20 protein-coding genes are annotated in these 20,718 nt (G+C 65.7%); 12 read left to right on the top strand and 8 right to left on the bottom strand.

All coding sequences use genetic code 11. The features are described 5' to 3' along the window. Window positions 1-205 precede the first annotated feature (205 nt). The 5 genes from AB7531_RS18080 (at window position 206) to AB7531_RS18060 (ending at window position 6,096) form a co-directional block, all read left to right on the top strand. Complete coding sequence (locus AB7531_RS18080) at window positions 206-2,683, top strand: hybrid sensor histidine kinase/response regulator (RefSeq protein WP_063982674.1); 2,478 nt, start codon at window positions 206-208, stop codon at window positions 2,681-2,683. A 10-nt stretch (window positions 2,684-2,693) separates the two neighbouring features. After that, on the top strand, window positions 2,694-3,134 hold the full coding sequence (locus AB7531_RS18075; RefSeq protein ID WP_063982673.1) for an EamA family transporter: 441 nt from the start codon (window positions 2,694-2,696) through the stop codon (window positions 3,132-3,134). Between the two features lie 68 nt (window positions 3,135-3,202). After that, window positions 3,203-4,489 (top strand): MFS transporter, encoded by a 1,287-nt coding sequence (locus AB7531_RS18070; RefSeq protein WP_063982672.1) that lies wholly within the window; start codon window positions 3,203-3,205, stop codon window positions 4,487-4,489. A 25-nt stretch (window positions 4,490-4,514) separates the two neighbouring features. Beyond that, window positions 4,515-5,765: an arsenic transporter gene (locus tag AB7531_RS18065; protein WP_063982671.1), complete on the top strand. Its 1,251-nt coding sequence runs from the start codon at window positions 4,515-4,517 to the stop codon at window positions 5,763-5,765. Window positions 5,766-5,862: 97 nt separating this feature from the next. Beyond that, window positions 5,863-6,096, top strand: a complete 234-nt coding sequence (locus tag AB7531_RS18060) for a hypothetical protein (protein WP_063982670.1) — start codon at window positions 5,863-5,865, stop codon at window positions 6,094-6,096. Between the two features lie 46 nt (window positions 6,097-6,142). Here AB7531_RS18060 and AB7531_RS18055 read toward each other — a convergent pair whose 3' ends face one another. Both AB7531_RS18055 and AB7531_RS18050 read right to left on the bottom strand, forming a co-directional pair. After that, entirely contained in the window at window positions 6,143-7,507 is a 1,365-nt protein-coding gene (locus AB7531_RS18055) for an MFS transporter (RefSeq protein WP_063982669.1), read from the bottom strand. 25 nt (window positions 7,508-7,532) lie between these two features. Further along, on the bottom strand, window positions 7,533-8,300 hold the full coding sequence (locus AB7531_RS18050; RefSeq protein WP_028152288.1) for a GntR family transcriptional regulator: 768 nt from the start codon (window positions 8,298-8,300) through the stop codon (window positions 7,533-7,535). A gap of 174 nt (window positions 8,301-8,474) precedes the next feature. Between AB7531_RS18050 and AB7531_RS18045 the strand changes: the two genes are divergently transcribed. From AB7531_RS18045 to AB7531_RS18035, 3 genes are read left to right on the top strand one after another with little or no spacing between them, the layout of a single operon-like run. Continuing rightward, window positions 8,475-9,674, top strand: a complete 1,200-nt coding sequence (locus AB7531_RS18045; protein ID WP_166342234.1) for a mandelate racemase/muconate lactonizing enzyme family protein — start codon at window positions 8,475-8,477, stop codon at window positions 9,672-9,674. 12 nt (window positions 9,675-9,686) lie between these two features. Then, window positions 9,687-10,454, top strand: coding sequence for an SDR family oxidoreductase (locus AB7531_RS18040; protein WP_063982668.1), 768 nt, complete (start codon window positions 9,687-9,689; stop codon window positions 10,452-10,454). A 26-nt stretch (window positions 10,455-10,480) separates the two neighbouring features. Continuing rightward, complete coding sequence (locus tag AB7531_RS18035; protein WP_063982667.1) at window positions 10,481-11,512, top strand: L-idonate 5-dehydrogenase; 1,032 nt, start codon at window positions 10,481-10,483, stop codon at window positions 11,510-11,512. A gap of 14 nt (window positions 11,513-11,526) precedes the next feature. Here the strand turns inward: AB7531_RS18035 and AB7531_RS18030 are convergent, their stop codons facing one another. Next, a complete protein-coding gene (locus AB7531_RS18030; protein ID WP_063982666.1) occupies window positions 11,527-12,393 on the bottom strand; it encodes a DUF3280 domain-containing protein in 867 nt (288 codons plus the stop codon). Window positions 12,394-12,581: 188 nt separating this feature from the next. Between AB7531_RS18030 and AB7531_RS18025 the strand changes: the two genes are divergently transcribed. Beyond that, window positions 12,582-13,967 (top strand): HAMP domain-containing sensor histidine kinase, encoded by a 1,386-nt coding sequence (locus tag AB7531_RS18025; protein ID WP_063982665.1) that lies wholly within the window; start codon window positions 12,582-12,584, stop codon window positions 13,965-13,967. Continuing rightward, a complete protein-coding gene (locus tag AB7531_RS18020; protein ID WP_063982664.1) occupies window positions 13,964-14,650 on the top strand; it encodes a response regulator in 687 nt (228 codons plus the stop codon). The genes AB7531_RS18025 and AB7531_RS18020 overlap by 4 nt, the downstream gene beginning before the upstream one ends. On the opposite strand, the gene AB7531_RS18015 is transcribed toward AB7531_RS18020, so the two are convergent. The 3 genes from AB7531_RS18015 to AB7531_RS18005 all read right to left on the bottom strand — a co-directional run bounded on the left by AB7531_RS18015 (window position 14,631) and on the right by AB7531_RS18005 (window position 16,558). Then, window positions 14,631-15,473, bottom strand: a complete 843-nt coding sequence (locus AB7531_RS18015; protein WP_063982663.1) for a hypothetical protein — start codon at window positions 15,471-15,473, stop codon at window positions 14,631-14,633. The genes AB7531_RS18020 and AB7531_RS18015 overlap by 20 nt on opposite strands. 204 nt (window positions 15,474-15,677) lie before the next feature. Next, a complete protein-coding gene (locus AB7531_RS18010; protein WP_063982662.1) occupies window positions 15,678-16,169 on the bottom strand; it encodes an SRPBCC family protein in 492 nt (163 codons plus the stop codon). After that, on the bottom strand, window positions 16,169-16,558 hold the full coding sequence (locus AB7531_RS18005) for an ArsR/SmtB family transcription factor (protein ID WP_063982661.1): 390 nt from the start codon (window positions 16,556-16,558) through the stop codon (window positions 16,169-16,171). Before AB7531_RS18005 ends, AB7531_RS18010 begins: the two co-directional genes overlap by 1 nt. Window positions 16,559-16,838: 280 nt before the next feature. On the opposite strand from AB7531_RS18005, the gene AB7531_RS18000 reads away from it, so the two are divergent. After that, window positions 16,839-17,894 carry a serine hydrolase gene (locus tag AB7531_RS18000; protein ID WP_063982660.1) on the top strand — a complete coding sequence of 352 codons (1,056 nt, stop codon included), beginning with the start codon at window positions 16,839-16,841 and terminating at the stop codon, window positions 17,892-17,894. 67 nt (window positions 17,895-17,961) lie between these two features. Here AB7531_RS18000 and AB7531_RS17995 read toward each other — a convergent pair whose 3' ends face one another. Together AB7531_RS17995 and AB7531_RS17990 are read right to left on the bottom strand one after the other, a co-directional pair. Then, entirely contained in the window at window positions 17,962-18,789 is an 828-nt protein-coding gene (locus AB7531_RS17995; protein ID WP_063982659.1) for an outer membrane protein, read from the bottom strand. A 279-nt stretch (window positions 18,790-19,068) separates the two neighbouring features. Next, window positions 19,069-19,773: an SDR family oxidoreductase gene (locus AB7531_RS17990; protein WP_063982658.1), complete on the bottom strand. Its 705-nt coding sequence runs from the start codon at window positions 19,771-19,773 to the stop codon at window positions 19,069-19,071. 100 nt (window positions 19,774-19,873) lie between these two features. Between AB7531_RS17990 and AB7531_RS17985 the strand changes: the two genes are divergently transcribed. Further along, window positions 19,874-20,716, top strand: a complete 843-nt coding sequence (locus AB7531_RS17985; RefSeq protein ID WP_063982657.1) for a GNAT family N-acetyltransferase — start codon at window positions 19,874-19,876, stop codon at window positions 20,714-20,716. The last annotated feature ends 2 nt before the right edge of the window (window positions 20,717-20,718 follow it).

The following is a 20,718-nucleotide window of genomic DNA, read 5'->3' as shown; positions in this document are numbered from 1 at the left end:
CCTCTTCGGGAAGGGAGTCTTATGATTAAGAGTTGCGACGCCTCGCAAATACGCGCGCGGGGGCTCATCGTTCCAACATTCGGGAACAAATAGCCAGACCCGGCGTTCGTTCATACCCGCCCCTGCGATCGGTGGCCCTTTCCGTCCTTATCCCCTTTTGAGTAATGGCTATCACGCTTTGTCTGTGGGAATATCGGCCCGGCACGTGCGCTCTTGCATCACAACGGCCGACACCTTGAACGATCCCTTGCCCGATACCACCGCCGCCGAAAGGCTGCGCCAGCACCTCGAAGAGATCGCGCGCGAGCGCGACGACGCCTATCACGCGCTCCAGGAGCGCGAGGCAGAGCTGGCGCGTATCCAGCGCATCGGCAAGGTCGGCGGCCTCGAGGTCGACTTCCGCGAAGGCTTCAAGAACCGCCGCTCGCCGGAATATCTGATGCTCCACGGGCTGCCGGCGGATGCCACCGACGAGTCGCATGAGGATTGGGTCAACCGCATCCATCCCGAGGATCGCGACGCCGCGGTCAAGCACTTCCTCGATGCGCTGGCCGGGACGAACGAAGACTACACCGCCGAATACCGCATCATCCGCCCCAACGACGGCGAGACCCGCTGGATCCGCGTCGTCGCCAAGTTCGAGCGCGACAGTGACGGCCGCGCCATTCGCCTCGTCGGCGCCCATATCGACATCACCGCCCAGGCACTCGCGCGCGAGACGCTGCGCGAGAGCGAGGAGCGCTTCCGGCTGATCGCCGACAGCGCGCCGGTGCCGATCTGGGTCACGAAGCTCGACCGCACGCGCTCCTTCGCCAACCAGGCCTATGTCGACTTCATCGGCCTGCCCTACGACCAGGCCATCGATTTCGACTGGCGCAAGATATTGCATCCGGACGACCTGCCGCATGTGCTGCAGCAATCCGTCCAGGGCGAAGCGTCGCTGAAGCCGTTCGTGCTGGAAGCGCGCTACAAGAACGCCAGCGGTGAATGGCGGTGGCTGCGCTCGGAATCGCAGCCGCGCTGGGACCCGACCGGCAAGCACATCGGCTTCATCGGCGTCGCCCACGACATCACCGCCGCCAAGCAGGCCGAGATCGAGCTGAGGCGACTCAACGAGACGCTGGAGGAGCGCATCACCGAGCGCACCGCCGAGCTCGAATCCAACGAGGCGCGGCTGCGCGCGATCCTGGAGACAAGCAACCAGTATCAGGGGCTGGTCAATCTCAGGGGCGAGCTGCTCTACGCGAACCGGACTGCGCTCGATGGCATTCGCGTGGAGGCCCGCGACGTCATCGGCAAACCGTTCTGGGACACGCCCTGGTTCAACCAGACCCAGGGCATGAGCGCCGTCGTGCGCGAGGCCTTCGACACCGTGCTCAGAGGCGAAGCGGTGCGGCTGGAGATGCGCCTGCGCCTGCCCATCGGAGAGCGCGATTTCGACTTCGGCATGCGTCCCGTGCTCGACCGCCACGGCAACATCACCGGTGCGGTGCCCGAGGCCGTCGACATCACCGAGCGCCGCCGCGGCGAGGAAGCGCTGCGGCAGTCGCAGAAGATGGAGGCGATCGGCCAGCTCACCGGCGGCGTCGCCCACGACTTCAACAACCTCCTCACCATCATCCGCTCCGCGACCGACTTCCTGCGCCGCAGCGAACTGCCGGAAGAACGCCGCCGCCGCTATGTCGACGCCATCTCCGACACCGTGGAGCGCGCCTCCAAGCTCACCGCGCAGCTTTTGGCCTTTGCGCGCAGGCAGCCGCTGAAGCCGCAGATCTTCAACGTCGGCAGCCAGGTCGAGGCCGTGGCGCAACTGGTCCGGCCGCTGGTCGGCGGCCGCATCGCGATCGCCGTCGAGGTGAACGATGCCGACTGCTTCACGGTGGCCGACATCGCGCAGTTCGAGACCGCGCTGATCAACCTCGCCATCAACGCCCGCGACGCCATGGAGGGCGAAGGCCGCCTCACCATCGCCGTGCGCAAGGTCGCGGGCATCCCGAGCCTGCGTGCGCAGTCGGCGCGCGGCGGCGACTACGTCGCGATCTCGGTTGCGGACACCGGCAGCGGCATCGCGCCCGAAAACATCGACGCCATCTTCGAGCCGTTCTTCACCACCAAGGAGGTCGGCAAGGGCACCGGCCTCGGCCTGAGCCAGGCCTTCGGCTTCGCAAAGCAGTCCGAGGGCGACATCGCGGTGACGAGCACGCGCGGCGAAGGCGCGACCTTCACCATCTATCTGCCGCAGGCGCACAGTCCCGCCGCGGAGAAGGACGCTGCGGCACTGACCAGCGAGGCCGCCACCACCGGGCGCGGCTATCGCGTGCTCGTGGTCGAGGACAATGACGACGTCGGCCAGTTCTCGACCGAGCTGCTGGAAGATCTCGGCTATGTCGTCCGCCGGGTCGCCAATGCCAATGCGGCGCTCGGCATTCTCGGCGAGAACGAATTCGCCGTCGACCTCGTCTTCTCCGACGTCATCATGCCCGGCATGAACGGGGTCGAGCTCGCCGGCGTCATCCGCGAGCGCTATCCGGGCCTGCCCGTCGTGCTCACAAGTGGCTACAGCAACGTCCTCGCCGAGAACGCGCATCGCGGGTTCGAGCTGATCCAGAAGCCGTACTCCGTGGAATCGCTGTCGCGCATTTTGCGCAAGGCGATCACGGAGAAGTTGGCGGCGGCAAGGTGAGAGACAATCGATGAAACCCGCCCTCTTCTCCGCCTGGCAGACCTGGGCGCTTCTGTCGGCCTGCTTTGCGGCGCTCACCGCGATCTTCGCCAAGGTCGGCGTCGAGAACATCAATCCGGATCTGGCGACGTTCATCCGCACGATCGTGGTGCTGCTCGCCTTCTCGGTGCTGCTGTTCTTCACCGGACAATTCGCGGTGCCGTCGGCGGTCTCGTCGAAGACCTGGCTGTTCCTGGTGCTGTCCGGGCTTGCGACCGGCGCGTCCTGGCTGTGCTATTTCCGTGCGCTGAAGCTCGGCCCGGCGACGCTGGTGGCGCCGATCGACAAGCTCAGCGTCGTACTGGTCGCCCTTTTCGCCTTCACCTTTCTCGGCGAGCGTCCGACTGGACAGGGCTGGCTCGGCATCGCCATGATCGGCGCCGGCGCGGTGCTGCTGGCCGTGAAGTTTTGAAGGGCGGAACAAAGGTGGCGTGAGATCGGTTTCTGGCGGATCGCTTCCCAGCCTCGATCGAGAGACCGATGTCGAGCCAAGCCTCCCATTACCCCACCGACCAGACGAGACGCGCCGGCCGCGCGCTGGATGCGGCCAACTTCTTCCTCGCCGACGTCCGCGACGGGCTTGGGCCCTATCTCGCCGTCTATCTCCTCACCGAGCAGCACTGGGACGAGGCACGCATCGGCCTCGTGATGTCGATTGCGACCATTGCCGGCATCGTGGCGCAGACGCCGGCCGGCGCGCTGATCGATGCGACGCGGGCGAAGCGGCTGGCGATGGTCATCGCCGCCATCATGGTGACGCTGGCGTCATTGTCGCTGCCGCTGTTTCCCAGCTTCCTGCCGGTCGCGGTCTCGCAAGGCATCGCGCAGGCCGCCGCCGTGATCTTTCCGCCGGCGATCGCCGCCGTCTCGCTCGGCATCTTCGGTCATGCCGCCTTCACCCGGCGGATCGGCCGCAACGAGACCTTTAATCACGCCGGCAATGCAGTCGCCGCCGGGCTGGCGGGACTTTCCGCCTATTGGTTCGGCCCGACCGTCGTGTTCTACCTTCTCGCTGCCATGGCGGTCGCAAGCCTCGTGAGCATTCTCGCAATCCCCGCCCGCGCCATCGACCACGACCTCGCGCGCGGGCTGCACGACGCCGATACCGGTGACCAGCCGGAGCAGCCTTCAGGTCTCACGGTGCTCCTGACCTGCCGCCCCCTCCTCGTCTTCGCGGTCTGCGTCGTGCTGTTTCACCTGTCCAACGCGGCCATGCTGCCGCTGGTCGGGCAAAAGCTCGCGCTGCAGGACAAGAACATGGGCACCAGCCTGATGTCGGCCTGCATCGTCGCAGCTCAAATAGTGATGGTGCCGTTCGCGATGCTGGTTGGCGCGAAGGCCGACCGCTGGGGCCACAAGCGCTTCTTCCTCGCCGCATTGTTGATCCTGCCCATTCGCGGCGCGCTCTATACGCTCTCCGACAATCCGTTCTGGCTGGTCGGCGTGCAGCTTCTGGATGGCGTCGGCGCCGGCATCTTTGGCGCGATCTTCCCCGTCATCGTCGCCGACCTCATGCGCAACACCGGCCGCTTCAACGTCGCGCAGGGCGCCGTCATCACCGCCCAGAGCATCGGCGCGGCACTGTCGACGACGCTTGCGGGCCTCGTCGTGGTCGGAGCCGGCTACAGCGCGGCGTTCATCACGCTCGGCGCGGTCGCCGCGATTGGTGCCGTCGTCTGCCTCCTCGCTTTGCCCGAGACCCGGCGTGGCACCTTGCAGGCACAGGGGAAGACAGCGGCTCCAGCATCGGTTATCGCTGCCGAATGAACCGACCCAACCTCAAGGACTGAACGTGCCGTCTGACGCCATCTGGGCCTGGAGCATCATCGTCGCCGCGACCGCAGGCGTCATCATCCGGCCTTTTCGCCTGCCCGAGGCGATTTGGGCCGTGATCGGCGCCGGCGCCCTGGTGCTGCTCGGCCTCCTGCCGTGGCAGGACGCGCTCACCGGCATCGAGAAAGGCGTCGACGTCTATCTCTTCCTGATCGGCATGATGCTGATCGCCGAGCTCGCCCGGCTCGAAGGCCTGTTCGACTATCTCGCCGCCCTCGCGGTCGAATATGCAGCCGGCTCGCCGCAGCGGCTGTTTCTGCTGATCTATCTCGTCGGCACGGTCGTCACCGTGCTGCTCTCCAACGACGCCACCGCGATCGTGCTGACGCCCGCCGTCTACGCCGCGACGCGCGCGGCCGGCGCCAAGCCGCTGCCCTATCTCTTCGTCTGCGCCTTCATCGCGAACGCCGCGAGCTTCGTGCTGCCGATCTCGAACCCCGCCAATCTCGTGGTGTTCGGCTCGCGCATGCCGCATCTGACCGAATGGCTGCGTCAGTTCGCCCTGCCCTCGCTCGCCTCGATCGTGCTGACCTATGTCGTACTGCGCATCACCCAGCATCGGGCGCTGAAACAGGAGGTCATCGAGCGCCGCGTGCCGCACAAGGTGCTCAGCCGCGGCGGCAAGCTGACCGCGATCGGCATTGCTGCGATCGGCGTGGTGCTGATCACGGCCTCCGCGCTCGACAAGCAGCTTGGCCCGCCGACCTTCATCTGCGGCGCCGTGACGACCGGCCTCGTCCTGCTGCTCAGCCGTCAGTCGCCCATGCCGGTACTGAAGCACGTGTCCTGGAGCGTGCTGCCGCTGGTCGGCGGGCTTTTCGTTATGGTGGAAGCACTGGTGAAGACTGGCGTGATCGGCCATCTCAGCGCACTTCTGCACGAGGCCGTCGCGCAGTCCGTACCCGGGGCCGGCTGGAGCGTTGGGATCGCCACCGCCATCGCCACCAATATTGCCAATAACCTGCCGGTCGGCCTCGTCGCCGGGTCGATCGTGGCCGCCGATCACCTGCCCACCTCGGTCGTCAGCGCCATCCTGATCGGCGTCGACCTGGGACCGAATTTCTCGATCACCGGTTCGCTCGCGACGATCCTGTGGCTGGTTGCGCTTCGCCGCGAAAAAATCGAGGTCGGCGCCTGGCCGTTCCTCAAGCTGGGCCTGCTGGTGACGCCCCCCGCCTTGATCGCAGCGCTTGCGGCTGCGATCCGGTAATCGCGCGCAATTTGCGGCGCATCAATGTCGCCACCAAGGCCGGACCTATGCTTCTTCGCGTCGCGCAGTCTCATACGGCGCGGCACGGAGGTCCATCATGCAGATTCAATCAAAGGCATTGCCGCAGAGTTTTTCCCTACGCCGGTCGTTTCGGAGCTTCACCGCGCCGGAACAAGGTGGCGGGACATATCACCCCCTGCTCGTCGTCTCGGTCGTGGTGCTGCTGACCCTGTTCGCGATCGTGGAGATCGACCTCCACAGCGCCCAGCTTCAGGCGATCGGCCTGCTCGGCCATGGGTCCGGGATCAATCCCGTCTTCCTGAGCCCGTAGCGGGAAAAGCCCGATCGCGGCCACAAGGCCGCGACCGGGCAACGCGTTAGTCGTTCTCGTAGCCGTAGACTTCCGGCAGGATGAAGATTGCGGCGAGCAATCCGATCAGCGGGAAGATCGCGACCATCAGCGTGGCATTCGCCTGGCCGATCGCGGCGAACACCGTCGGGAACAGGAAGATCGCCAGGAACGACGGCAACTTCACGAACATGTAGGCGAAGCCGCTGGCCGTGCCGCGATACTTGGGCTTCGCAACCATGGTCGGGATCGTCATGCAGTTCGACGCATCCCAATAATGGCCCCACAACATGGCGGCCGCTGCGAACGGCAGCAGGATCTTGTTGTCAGTGTAGAGCGCGAAGGCCGCGACCAGCAGCGAAGCCAGCACGATGCTGAAGCCGGCGATCGAGATGCCGCGGTGGCCGATCTTCGGCGTCAGCAGCGGACCGACCCAGCCGGACAGGGCCGCGAAGGAGAACAGCGCCATCGTCACCAGGTTGATGCCGAGCACGCTCGACACGCCGACCATCACGAACAGCACCGGCAGATAGAATGCGAAGGTCGAGAACTCGCTGCCTTGCGCGAAACAGGCGATCCAGCCGTAGATCGTGGCGCGCCAGCGGATCGGGTCCTTCCTGAGGTCGGCGATGAAGGCACGTGTGCTGACCTTCGGCACCTTCACGTCCTGGTCCGGCAACATGTCGAGATTGTCGTTGAACATCTCGCGCGCGACCTTCTTGGCCTCACGGTAACGTCCCTTCTGCACCAGCCACACCGCCGTCTCCGGCACGTCGTGACGCATGATCAGGATGATCAGCGCCGGCACCGCGCCGAGACCGAGCGTCACGCGCCACAGCATCTCGTGCTGCATGTCGATCAGCAGGAAGATCACGATGACACCGATGGTGAGAACTTCACCGACGGCGAACATGAATTGCCAGCGATTGCCCATGACCTCGCGCTCACCCTTGGCCATGGATTCCATGATGTAGGTGTAGCCGGTCGAAATATCCGAGCCGAGCGGAATGCCGAGCAGGAAGCGGATCACGATGAGCCAGGTCACGTTCGGCACGAAGGCCTGCGCCAGCGCGAGCACGATGAACAGCACCATCGTCACCAGGAACATGACGCGGCGGCCGATCTTGTCGGAGAGCCAGCCGCCGAGCAGCGCACCGATCAGGGCGCCGCCCTGCGTGCCGGCTGCAGCGAGACCGAGCATCAGCGGATCGGGATTGTACTGCTCCTTGATGAAGATCAGCACGAAGGCGATCGAATAGAGATCCCAGGCTTCGACCAGGATCGAGGCCATCATCAGCCAGCCGACCTTGTTGCCCTTGGGACTGTAGTTCGTAATGAGGTAGCGGACCGCGGCTTCGCTCGCGGTCGGTTGTGGCATCGCCGTCGTTAACATCTTTGGTCCTCTCTTCAAAACTTTCTTACGTGCCGAGCAGCGGCTCGATGCTGCAATCGAGCAGGCGCGGATCGATCCCCGCCTCCATGCCCGTGAACATGTGGTCCATGTAGTCGATCAACGCATCGCTCGCCTTCACGGCGTCCTCGACATGGCGGCCGGCGACCGCAACGAGAATGGCGAGGTGGCGATCGATCGTGCCTGACAGTTCGGCCTGTCCCGGCATGAAGCGATGGTGGATGTAGCCGATGCGGCGGTACAGCGTGTGCAACGGCCGCAGCGTGTGCACCAGGAAGGGCTCGCCGGCTGCTTCCAGCACCAGCGCGTCGATGCGGCGATCGATGCTGTTGAATTCGTCGAGGGTCAGGGTGGCGCGGCGTTCGCGCAGCAGGCGCTCGATGTGCAGCGCCTGATTGCGATGCGACAGGCTAGCGCGATCGGCCGCGAGCCGCACGACGAAGCGCTCCATGTCGCGGCGCAACGCCAGCAGCATCCGCTCGCGTGCAAGATCGATCGGTGCGATGTGCAGGCCGTGGCGCGGACGGATGATGATGAGCGTGTCGGCGGAGAGACGATTGACGGCGTGATGCACCGGTGTGCGCCCGAAGCCGGTGATGTGCTGCAATTCCAGCATCGTCATGAATTGTCCGGGCTTGAGCTCGCAGTGGACGAGCAGCTCTTCGATCCTCTGGTAAGCCAGCTCGAAGAAGTTGAGCCGGTTGCGCCGGGAGGGCTTGCCCTCGCCGTCGTCCTCGTTTCTCACCACCTCGAGCGCGCGCTTGCGCCGTGCCATGTCGTCCTCCTGTCAACCGCGCTCTCATTGCTGGGTGGCGCCTTAGTTGTGGGACCCTTAAAACATGTTGTGATATATTACAAGCAGGCGTAAGACGTTCGCGCGGCCTGCAACATGTTGCAGTGCAAAATGAGACGTCAGGCGCGAGGCGCCTGTGATGGGAGGATTGTTGCCGTGAAGATCACGTCAATCGAGACGCTGCGCACCGAGGAATTTTCCAACGTCATCTGGGTGCGCGTTCACACCGACACGGGCATGATCGGTCTCGGCGAAACCTTCTATGGCGCGGGCGCGGTCGAAGCGCAGATCCACGACACCTTTGCCGGCCGCCTGCTCGGCCGCAATCCGCTGCACATCGAGGCGATCCACCGCGACATGCTGAACCTGCCGATGGCGCAGTCCTCGACCGGCGTCGAGTATCGCGCAGCTTCCGCAATCGACATCGCGCTATGGGATCTGTTCGGCAAGGTCTGCAATCAGCCTGTGCACCAGATGCTCGGCGGCCTCTGCCGCGACAAGCAGCGCATCTACAACACCTGCGCCGGCACTCAATATGTCCGCTCCACCAATATCAGCCCCGTCGCCAACTGGAATCTCGGCGCCTCCAAAGGCCCCTACGAAGATCTCGACGGCTTCATGCACCACGCCGACGCGCTGGCCGAAAGCCTGCTGGAGAGCGGCATCTCCGCGATGAAGATCTGGCCGTTCGACCCGGCGGCACAGGAGAACAAGGGGCTCTACATCACCGCAGCCCAGATGAAGCGGGCGATCGAACCGTTCGAGAAGATCCGCAAGGCCGTCGGCGACAAGATGGAGATCATGGTCGAGCTCCACTCGCTCTGGAACCTGCCGACCGCCAAGCAGATCGCGCGCGCGCTCGAGCCCTACAAGCCGACCTGGTACGAAGACCCGATCCGGATGAACTCGCCGCAGGCGCTGGCCGAATATGCCCGCTCGACCGACGTCTGGGTCTGCGCCAGCGAGACGCTGGGCTCGCGCTTTCCCTACAAGGACATGCTCGACCGCGATGCCATGCATGTGGTGATGGCGGATCTGTGCTGGACCGGTGGCTTGACCGAAGGCCGCAAGATCGCGGCGATGGCCGAGACCTATCACCGCCCGTTTGCGCCGCATGACTGCATTGGCCCGATCGGCTTCATCGCCGCCATCCACATGTCGTTCAGCCAGCCCAACACGCTGATCCAGGAATCGGTACGCGCCTTCTACAAGGGCTGGTACAATGAGCTCGTCACCACGATGCCCACGATCAAGGACGGCTTTGTCTATCCGATGGAAGGACCCGGCCTCGGCGTCGACCTTCTGCCCGCCGTATTCGACCGCTCCGATCTGACCGTGCGTCGCTCCAACGTCTGAGGATTTCTTGAGATGAGCACCGCCCTCTTCGACCTTTCCGGCCGCACCGCGCTCGTGACCGGCTCCTCCCGCGGGCTCGGCCGCGCCATTGCCGAGGGCATGGCCAAGGCCGGCGCCAAGATCATCATCAACGGCGTCGATCCCAAGCGCGTCGAGCAGGCCGTGGCCGAATTTCGCGCCGCCGGTCATCAGGCCGAGGGCGCGGCGTTCAACGTCACCGACGAGCCGGCGATCGTCGCGGCCTTCGAGCGCTTCGACCGTGAAGGGCTCGCGGTCGACATTCTCGTCAACAATGCCGGCATCCAGCACCGCAAGCCGCTGGTGGAATTCACCACCGACGAATGGCGCAAGGTGATCGAGACTGACCTCACCAGCGCCTTCGTGATCGGCCGCGAGGCCGGCAAGCGCATGATCCCGCGCAAGCACGGCAAGATCATCAACATCGGCTCGCTCGGCAGCGAGCTCGCGCGTCCCACCATCGCGCCCTACACCGCGGCCAAGGGCGGCATCAAGAACCTGACCCGCTCGATGGCGGTGGAATGGGCCCAGCACGGCATCCAGGCCAATGCGATCGGCCCCGGCTACATGCTGACCGACATGAACGAGGCGCTGGTCAACAACACCGACTTCAACAACTGGCTGATGGGCCGCATCCCCTCCAAGCGCTGGGGCAGGCCGGACGAGCTGGTGGGCGCGGCGATCTTCCTGGCGTCGGACGCTTCGACCTACGTCAACGGACAGATCATCTATGTCGATGGCGGCATGATCGCCGCGATGTAATCGCGAAAGCCTAAGGGAACGAGACCATGCGCGCCGTCGTCATCCACGCCCCGAAAGACCTGCGGATCGACAGCTATCCCGATCCAGCCCCCGCCCCGGGCGAAGTCCGCGTCAAGATTGCGAACGGCGGCATCTGCGGCTCCGATCTGCACTACTACCATCACGGCGGTTTCGGCGTCGTGCGCATCCAGCAGCCGATGGCGCTGGGCCACGAGATCGCGGGCGTGGTCGCGGCCGTTGGTGACGGCGTCACCAATGTGAAGCCGGGCGCGCGCGTCGCCGTCAATCCGAGCAGACCGTGCGGCCAGTGCCTGCATTGCCAGGAAGGCATGCGCAACCAGTGCCTCGACATGCGCTTCCTCGGCAGCGCGATGCGCTTCCCCCATGTCCAAGGCGGCTTTCGCGAGTTCATCACAGTAGATGCCACGCAAGCCGTGCCGATTGCTGACAAGCTGTCGCTGGCGGAAGCTGCGGTGGCCGAGCCGCTCGCGGTGTGCCTGCATGCCGGCAAGCAGGCCGGCCCCCTCCTCGGCAAGCGCGTGCTGATCACGGGTTGCGGGCCGATCGGTGCACTGATGATCCTGGTGTCGCGCTTCGGCGGCGCGTCCGAGATCGTGGTGACCGATGTCGCCGACGCACCGCTCGCGGTCGCGAGAAAGCTCGGCGCCACCCACGCCATCAATGTCGCGACCGATGCCACAACGCTCGATCCCTGGCGCGCCGGCAAGGGCGTGTTCGACACCCTGTTCGAGGCCTCCGGCAACCAGGCCGCGCTGCGAACGGCGCTCGACGTGCTCAGGCCCGGCGCCACGCTGGTGCAGCTCGGTCTCGGCGGCGAGATGACGCTGCCGATCAACTCCATCGTCGCCAAGGAATTGCAGCTCCGCGGCACCTTCCGCTTCGACCCCGAATTCGAGCTCGCGGTGCGGCTGATGGGCGAAGGGCTGATCGACGTGAAACCGCTGATCACGGCCACCATGCCGTTCGAGAACGCGGTCGCCGCGTTCGAGCTCGCCAGCGACCGCTCGCGGTCGATGAAGGTGCAGCTGACGTTCTAGGGCTGGTATCGCGGTTACTGGCTCCCGATCAGCTTATCGCTGACCAGCCTGACCGCGCCCCGTTTCCACGAATAGTCCGCGCCCATGCGCAGGCCGCTGTCGCCACGCGACAGCACCGCACCGGTCCTGGCATCGCGGACCTGGAAGCCGAGCGTGTATTCGGTGCGGCTGACCCGCCGCACCACGCCGATCAGCGACTGATCCGCGCCGAGCTTTTGCGCGAGCGCCGCCTCGCAGCCACCGCAATCCCGCAAGGCGCGCGCCTTGACCGCCTCGCCGCCGGCATCAACGATGCGGTAGCGGCCGGATTGGCCCAGCGCCTCGCGCACGCTGGCGGTAACTTCGGCCAAGTATGACGTATCCGACGTGGCTGAAGCGCCCGCCGAGGCGGCGGTCGTATCCTCGAGCTCGAAATCGAACACGGCCAACGCGACCGGCGCGGGCGTGGCGAGCGCGGTCATGACCTCGCGAGACACGAAAATCTCGGCACGCTCCCATGATTCATCATTGTCGCCGCGGAAGGTGTAGAGCTTGTCCATCACGAGCTTCTTGGCGCCGACGTCGATGACGGCGACCTTGGCCCATTGCACCAGCGTGCTGGTCTTCTGGATGCCGCCGATGACCTTGAATGCCGCGCCGTCCTGGGCAGACGGCACCGGCCGGTAGCGGCCGTCCGCACTGATATCCCGCCTGAGCGCGGCCATGAACGCCGACAGCCGCCGCTCATGGGCGGCGGTCTGGTTGGCCGGCTCGGCCGACGTATCGGTGTAGCTGAAATCGTCCATGGCAACGCCGATGGCATCCTCGGCGCCGGCAGGCGAGGAGGCCGCCGGGAGGACGAAGAGGAGGAAAGCAGAGAGGATCAAGCTGATACGGCGCATGCGGGCCTCGTGTGATGGAGCGGCGGCGCAATCTGGACGGCAACCTCGGGCCATGCAGCCGTCCCCGTCCCGGCGCGTGCCGGGAAAATTTCACGACGTTGCACCGCGGTAAGCGCGGCGCTTTCCGCCGCTTGCGTTCTGCCGTTTAATGCCGGGGCGACAATTCCGTTCGCGCCAGGTGCCCGCCGATGTGGAACCGCCCGAGGTTCGATCTCAAGGTCCGTCTGACGTTGCGCGTGGCTGCCATATCGGCCGCGTGCTTCGCCGCGATCTCCGCCTATTTCCTCATCACCGCCGACCGCGCGGCCCATGCGCGCCTCGACGACATCGCCGCCATCGTGGCCAAGACGCTGGAGCTGCAACAGGGCAAGATCCAGTGGGTGGCGAGCCCGCGCTCGGACTTTCCCAACCTCGACCCCGTTTCGGCCTATGTGATGACGCCCGGCCTGTGCCTGGCGTTCCGCGGCGTGAGCGGCGACATCATCCAGCGATTCTGCAGTGGCGCGCCGATCCCGGCGAACCCGCCGCCGCAAGTCTTCGTGGCTTTCTATCGCAGCCTGTTCGACCCCGGCCGCGAGGCGGCACGGCCCGTGATCGTGCGCGGAACGAAGCTCGGCGAGACCGTGGTCTCGGTCGACCCGGCCGTGCAGACCGCCGACGCCTGGCACGAGGCCGGCCGCCTGATGCTCGCACTTGCAATCGCACTGCCGCTGTTGTGCGTCCTGGTCTACGCCGCACTGGCGCGTGCCCTGCGCCCCACCCGCATGATCCGCTCCGGCCTCGAACGGATCGCCGCCAATGACCTGTCGACGCGGCTGCCGCCGTTCGATCTCGCCGAGCTGTCGGCGATCCGCGACGTCTTCAACCATCTCGCCGAAAGCCTCGACACCGCTCTGGCCGAGCGCAGCGAGCTGACGCGGAAACTGATCGCACTCCAGGACGAGGAGCGCCGCCATCTCGCGCGCGAGCTGCATGACGAGTTCGGCCAGTCGCTGGCCGCCATCCGCGCGCTCGCCTCCTCTGCCCGCCAGACCGCCGTACAGGACTGCCCCTCCCTGCTTGGCGAGTGCGACGGCATCGCGCGGACCGCAACCGGCATGATGGAGACGTTGCGCGGCGCGCTGTTCCGGCTGCGCCCGCCTGATGTCGAGGAGCTCGGGCTCGTGGCGAGCCTCGAAGGCCTCGTCGCGGGCTGGAACGGGCGTAGCCGCGGCCAGACACGGTTTTCGATCCGTTTCGACGGTGCGTTCGCGACCCTGCCCGCCACGATCAGCGCGAGCCTGTACCGTATCGTGCAGGAGGCGCTCACCAACGCCGCCAAGCATGCCGGCGCCACGCGGGTAAGCCTGGAGCTTGCGATGCGTGCCGACGAGATCGCACTTGCGATCGACGACGACGGACGGTCGAACGATCCCGTCGCAAAATCCGGAATGGGCCTGCTCGGCATGCGCGAGCGCGTAGCGGCCCTGCGCGGCCAGTTGAGCTTCGAGGCAGCGCCGAACGGCGGCTCCGCGCTGCGCGTGGTCATTCCGCTTGCAGGCCTCGATCGGCAGCCACTGGAGCGCGCGGCATGAGCGCGGCCGATGCGACCATTCTGCTGGTCGACGACCATTCCGTCGTCCGAGAGGGCTATCGCTCCGTGCTCCAGAAGCAGCCGGGGCTTCGCGTCGTCGCCGAAGCCGCCGACGGCGCCGAGGCCTACCGTCTCTTCAAATCCGAGGCGCCCGACCTCGTCATCATGGATCTGAGCATGCCCGGCATCGGCGGCATCGAGGCCGTCAGGCGCATCAGGCAATGGGACAAGGCGGCACGGATCCTGGTCTTCACCATGCACGAGAATGCCGGCTTCGCCGTGCAGGCGATCCGCGCCGGCGCGCGGGGCTATGTCACCAAGACCAGCCCGCCCGAGACGCTGGTGCGCGCCGTGATGGACGTGCTCGCCGGCAAGATCGCCATCAGCCCCGACATCGACCACGAGCTCGCGCTCAGCCGTATCAGCGGCGAGAGCTCGGCCGCCGACGTCCTCACGCCGCGCGAGTTCGAGGTGCTGCGGCTGCTGCTCGCCGAGAACACGACGGAGGAGATCGCCGAGACGCTCCACGTCAGCCCGAAGACGGTGGCGAACCTGCATTCGCTGATCAAGGACAAGCTCGGCGTCGGCTCCGACATCGAGCTGGTCCGGCTGGCGCTGCGGCAAGGCCTGCTGACGCAGGCCGATCTCGGCGAAGCCCGGTCGCTCAGGCCAGATAACGCGTGAGATAGCCTTCCATGGCGTAGAGCGCGCAGAGCGCGAGGCTCGACCACACCGCAGCGGTGAAATACAGGAACATCCAGGTCAGCTCGCCCTTCCAATGCGCGATGTCGTGGGTCACCACCCAGCGCGTCGCGACGTCATGCAGACCTTCGAGGAAGCCGAGGAGCTTGTTGCCCTCTTGATGCCCTGCCCGCCAGCGGCTGAGATACATCGGCACGTCGACGGTGACGAGGAAGGCGAGGAAGCAGGCGATGCCGACGATGCCGGCGATCAGCGCCCATCGCACCGGTCCCTGGAATTCCGGCATGAGGCGGCACAGCGCGATGCCGGCGAGGAAAAACGTCACCGCCCACAGCGAGTTCTCGATCGCGTTGTAGAGGAAGTTGGTGGTGACGACCGCGTACCAGGAGAAGCACTCCGCGACGATGATGATGGGCACGATCACCAGCGCGATGTTCACCGCGGTCTCCGCGCCCGTCATGTGACCCAGCTGATGCAGGATGATCGCCCATTGCGCGACGAAGCACAGTTCGGCCACGGTCGCGACGGTGCGGCCGACGAAGACGCTGGAGAGCCAGGTGTCGAACAGGCAGATGCGCTGCACGTCGGCGCGCGGCAGGAACGATCGGAACGCGCAGCCGAACACATAGCCGGCGCAGAGCAGGAACATCAGCCCGATATCCGAACCGCCGCCGGCGCTGCCGGCAACCGTCGGATAGAACTCGCGGTACAGCATGAACCAGACGAGAATGTTGGCACTGCTGACAAGCGTCAGGGACCCCCACCACCACGCGAGGGGATTTGACCGCGCCTGCCACTGCAACATGAATCGCTCCGCCGTAACCGATATGACATTTAGTGGTAGCAATTCTGTCATAAATCGGCGGCACGACGCGACAAAAATCTACGTTATGGCGCTGTCATAATTGACCTGCGCGCTGTCATATTCGCGAAGGCGGCTGCTCTCCCCATGCGTTTCCGAGCTTATTCCGGGGCGCCTCTTCGAGGCCCCCGGAATAACGCGGGGACTCTATTTCTTCATCCCACCAACATACGCCGCGAGCTTGTCCAGCGTCTGGTAGCCATATTCGACGGCACCGAAGCCGATCATGCCGTCGCGCTGCTCGGTGCTCGAGGCCAGTTGCCGCATCATCAGCACGGTCTTGCCGTTGGCCTGCTCGGCAAAGGTAACAGTGAAGCGGAACATGCCGGGATCCTCGTCCTGGTCGACGCCGTGATCCATCTCCATCAGCGCCGGCCGCTCGATGCGGCGGAAGCGCATGCGGTTCGGATAGACGGTGCCGTCAGGACCGATCATGTTGAAGCGCCAGACGCCGCCGACGCGCACGTCGATCTCGAAGGTCTCGAGCTTGAAGCCCTTCGGCCCGAACCATTGCGGGAGATGTTTTGGATCGGACCACGCCTCGAACACCAGATCGCGCGGCGCGTCGATCACGCGCGACATCACGATCTCGCGGTCCATCGACCATTGCGACAGAGCGGGATTGGCAGAATTCGTCATCACTCAGAACCTTTCCGTTTGGTTGTGCGGGACGGTCGCTTGGCGGCCGCCCTCTCCTTCTCTTTCTTCAGTTGCATGACGTAAGCCTCGAACCGGTCGAGCCGCGCCTCCCAGATCGCGCGCTGCTGCTGGAACCAGTCCTCCGCGCCGACGAGCGCGTCCGGGCTGAGACGGCAGGTGCGCACGCGGCCGGATTTCTCCGACTGAACGAGCCCGCTCGTCTCCAGCACATGGATGTGTTTCATGAAGCTCGGCAGCGCCATCTCGAACGGATCGGCGAGCTCGCCGACCGACGCCTCGCCGGCGCAGAGCCGCATCACGATCGCCCGCCTTGTGGGATCGGCAAGGGCTGCGAAGACATGGTCGAGCTGGGACAATTGGTTAGCCATGAAGCTAACTATAGACCCGCTGCCGCCCAGCGTCAATAATTGTTAGCTCACAAGCTAAGTATTTTTCCGCAAGCCCCCGCCGGCGGAACCCACAACGCGGAATCGTGAATTGGGGCACCCGGCCCTCCCCGTTAAAACAGAGAGGGGGCGCATCGCATCAAGCGTCAGAGCCGTGCCGTCTGTTGTCACCTCATCACACCTCACCCGGCGGGCCCTCGCGCGGGCTGCGCTGGTTCCCCTCGCGCTGGCCTGGCCGCGCCGCGCATCCGCGGATTCCGACATGATCGCGCAGATGCGCGACATCGTCGCCAACGAGCTGGCGCCGACCGCGACGCCGGACCAGCCGGGCGGCCTCGCCGCCGCGCTCTATGCCGGCCGCCATGTCGAGTTCTTCAACTATGGCTTCGCCGACGACGGCACGCGACGACCGGTCACACCGGACACGCTGTTCAACCTTGGTTCGCTGCGCAAACCGTTCGAGGCGACGCTGGTGGCGCTGGGCTCGCTCCGGAGTGAATTGCGGCTCGACGACCGCCTGCCGAAATATCTGCCCGAGCTCACCGGAGACTATGTCCGCCGCGTCACCGTCGGCCAGCTCGCCACGCACACGTCGGGCATGCTGCTGTCGACCGACCATCCACCCTGGCCGAACGACTCGTTCTCGCGGACGCAGTTCATCGATATGTTCAACGCCTGGGAACCGCAGGCCGGCGAAGCGCCCGGCAAGCAGCGCATCTACAGCCATGCCTGTTACGTGCTGCTTCAGCTCGTGCTCGAGCGCTGCTACGGCGCTCCGATCGCAACCCTGTTCGAAGAGCGCATCCTTGGGCCGATCGGCATGAATGCGACCTCTCTGCCGGAGCGCGGCGAGGACAACCGCGCCGTCATGGACACGGCGTGGATGCAGCGCGTCGTGCAAGGCTATTCGGATCAGGGCATGGCGATCGGCCCACCCGGCAACCAGCAGAGCTATTTCGACTTTCCCGGCGCCGGCCAGATGTTTTCGTCCGCGCGGGATCTCGCGACCTTCGTTGCGGCCTGCGTCGACGACCGCTCGGTCGAACCGCATTTGCGCGAGGCGCTGCGGATGACGCAGCGCGAGACCTTCCGCGTCGACGACAAATTCGGACAAGGCATGGCCTGGGAGACGGTCCACCTCCCCGACGCCACCATCGTCGACAAGCCCGGCGGCCTCAACAATGCCTCCGGCTATCTCGGCCTCGTCCCTATCAGGCAGATCGGCTTCGTCCTGCTCGCCAATCGCGGCGAATACCCGCACGAGATCGTTCGCTACAAGATCCTGCCCGCGCTGGCGAAGCTCGTCGCCTCGCACTGAACCGTCCCTCGCAACGGAAAGCCCCGGCAGAGCCGGGGCTTTCCGCGCCAGATCAGGAACGGGATGCTCAGTACCTGGCGACGACCGGTCCGCCGAACTTGTAGTTCACGCCGACGCGCACAATGTTCGACTTGAGATCGACCGAGTGGGTGTAAACGTTGCTCGGATATTGCGTTACGCCGCCGACCAGATTGGTACTGGTCGCGCTGGCGCGGCCGAGATCGACGTAGAGATATTCGGCCTTGAGCGACCAGCCGCCGCCGAAGGCATATTCGGTGCCGACGCCCGCGGTCCAGCCGAGGCGCGTGTCGCGGATCGCGGCCGACTCGGTCGCGGCTGAGAACGTGTCGGTGAAATTGAAATTGCCCTTCACCTCGGAGATCGCTGCGCCGCCCGTCGCGTACAGCAGCCAGGTCGGAGCCGCGAGGAAGCCGATGCGACCGCGGATGGTGGCGAGCCAATCGGCCGAGACCTGCGACGACACGGTAAAGCCTGTCGGCGCGCAGCAGGGATAGAGCGCAGAGCCCGTCGCGCTGCCCTTGAAACCGAAATAGTTGATGTCGCCTTCGAGGCCGAGCACGGCGTGGTTCACCTGCCAGTTATAGCCCGCGGTGAAGCCGCCGGTCACGCTGGAGCTGTTGACGCCTTGGGCGCCGACCGTGTTGATGGCGGGGACGCTGCTGGCGGCGAAATAGCCGGCCGGCGTCCAGATGGTCGAGGTGTTCAGATCGGCGTTGCCCCACTGCCCGCCGACATTGCCGCCGACGTAAAAGCCGGTCCAGTTGTAGGCCGGCGCCATCACCGGCGCCTTGGTGTATTGCGCCGCGAGGTCGGCCGCATGCGCGGATGCGGTGCCGAGCACAATTGAAGCGACCGCCAGCAAAAACTTGTTCATTCCGAGTCTCCATGCCCCACGCGATCGACGCTCGCGTTTCAATTGCGCACCGGTGGGAGCCATCCGGCGCAGATTGGGGATAGGGAGTGGACCGCTCGCCGTCTCGGTCTGCGGCGCAGTTCGTATGGACTGTGACGTAGTCCGTGACTTATCGCGCAAGACCAGTGACGAGTGTGACCCGAACGCCACGCGTCGCCCCGCCGCAGCGGCGCACCGCGCAGGCCGCGCGTCGCGTTACGACAAGTGCACTGGAATGGCGGAGCGAAGCCGCGCGCCGACTCACACCGAGCGCGTCAGTCCGCCGTCGACGCGGATATTCTGGCCGGTGATGTAGGCGGCACCCTCGGACGCCAGGAACGACACCGTCGCCGCGACCTCCTCGACCTTGCCGTAACGCTTCATCGGCACGCTGTCGCGCCGCGCATCGGTCTGCGGCAGGCTGTCGATCCAGCCCGGCAGCACGTTGTTCATACGGATGTTGTCGGCGGCATGGGTGTCGGTGAAGATCTTCGTGAAGGCGGCAAGGCCTGCGCGGAACACCGCAGAGGTCGGAAACATGGCGCTCGGCTCGAATGCCCAGGCGGTCGAGATGTTGATGATAGCGCCGGCCTTCTGCGCCTGCATCACCGGCGTCACCAGCCGGGTCGGCCGGATCACGTTGAGGAGATACGTGTCGAGGCCGGTGTGCCACTGCTCGTCGGTGATCTCCGTGATCGCCGCGCGCGGCCCGTGGCCGGCGCTGTTGACGAGCACGTCGACGCGTCCCCATTTGGCCATCGCCCCGTCGACGAGCCGCTTCAGATCATCGTTCGACTTGTTGGAGCCGGTGACGCCGAGGCCGCCGAGCTCGACTGCCAGCGCCTCGCCCTTGCCGGAGGACGACAGGATCGCGACGCGAAAGCCGTCGGCCGCGAGCCGCCGCGCAGCCCCTGCCCCCATGCCGCTGCCGCCAGCCGTGACCAGTGCGACCTTCTCTGCTGCCATGACCGATCATCCCTGTGTTGAGGCGAGCCCCGGGCCCGGCCTATCATGAGGCCTTCTACCGCCGGACCTGCCGCCAGGTCCACCGCCGAAGGCATCCGTCATGAGCGATCTGCAGATCCGCAATTTGCGTCCCGAGGAGATCGCCATCGCCGTCGACTGGGCCGCGGCCGAGGGCTGGAATCCGGGCCTCGGCGACGCCGCCTGTTTCGCGATCCCGGACGCGAAGGGCTTCTTCGCCGGCGAGATCGACGGCGAGCCGATCGCAACAATCTCCTGCGTCAATTACGATCATCGCTTCGCCTTCTTCGGCTTCTACATCGTGCGTTCAGGCTTTCGCGGCGCGGGCCACGGCCTGCGCATCTGGAACGCAGCGATCGCGCATGCGGGCGCCCGCGTGATCGGGCTCGACGGCGTCGTCGCGCAGCAGGACAATTACAAGAAGTCCGGGTTCCAGCTTGCCTACGCCAATATCCGGTATGGCGGCATCGTCGCCGCGCCGCCGAATCCACCCGCCGAAATCGTCGCGCTCGACAATGTCCCGTTCGCGCTCGTTGAAGCCGACGACGCGACCGTCTTCCCGGCCGCGCGCAGCGCCTTCCTGCGCGCCTGGATCAACACATCGGGCCATCTCGGCGGCGCGCTGCTGCGCGACGGCAAGCTCGCGGCATGGGGGGTGATCCGGCCCTGCCGGACCGGCCACAAGATCGGCCCGCTCGTCGCCGACGACCGCGGAGCGGCGGAAGCGATCGTGCAGGCCCTGCTGGCGACCGCAGGCGGCGGCGAAGTCTTCCTCGACGTCCCCGCGATCAATCGCGAGGCCATCGCGCTCGCGGAATCGCTCGGGCTCAAGCCGGTGTTCGAGACGGCGCGGATGTACACAGGGCCGATCCCGCCGCTGCGGATCGACCGCGTCTTCGGCGTGACCAGTTTTGAACTGGGCTAGCT

The sequence above is a fragment of the Bradyrhizobium sp. 63_E2_N1_3 genome (assembly GCF_052076005.1).
Classification (GTDB): domain Bacteria; phylum Pseudomonadota; class Alphaproteobacteria; order Rhizobiales; family Xanthobacteraceae; genus Bradyrhizobium; species Bradyrhizobium barranii.
This window is presented reverse-complemented; position numbering and strand designations above follow the sequence as displayed.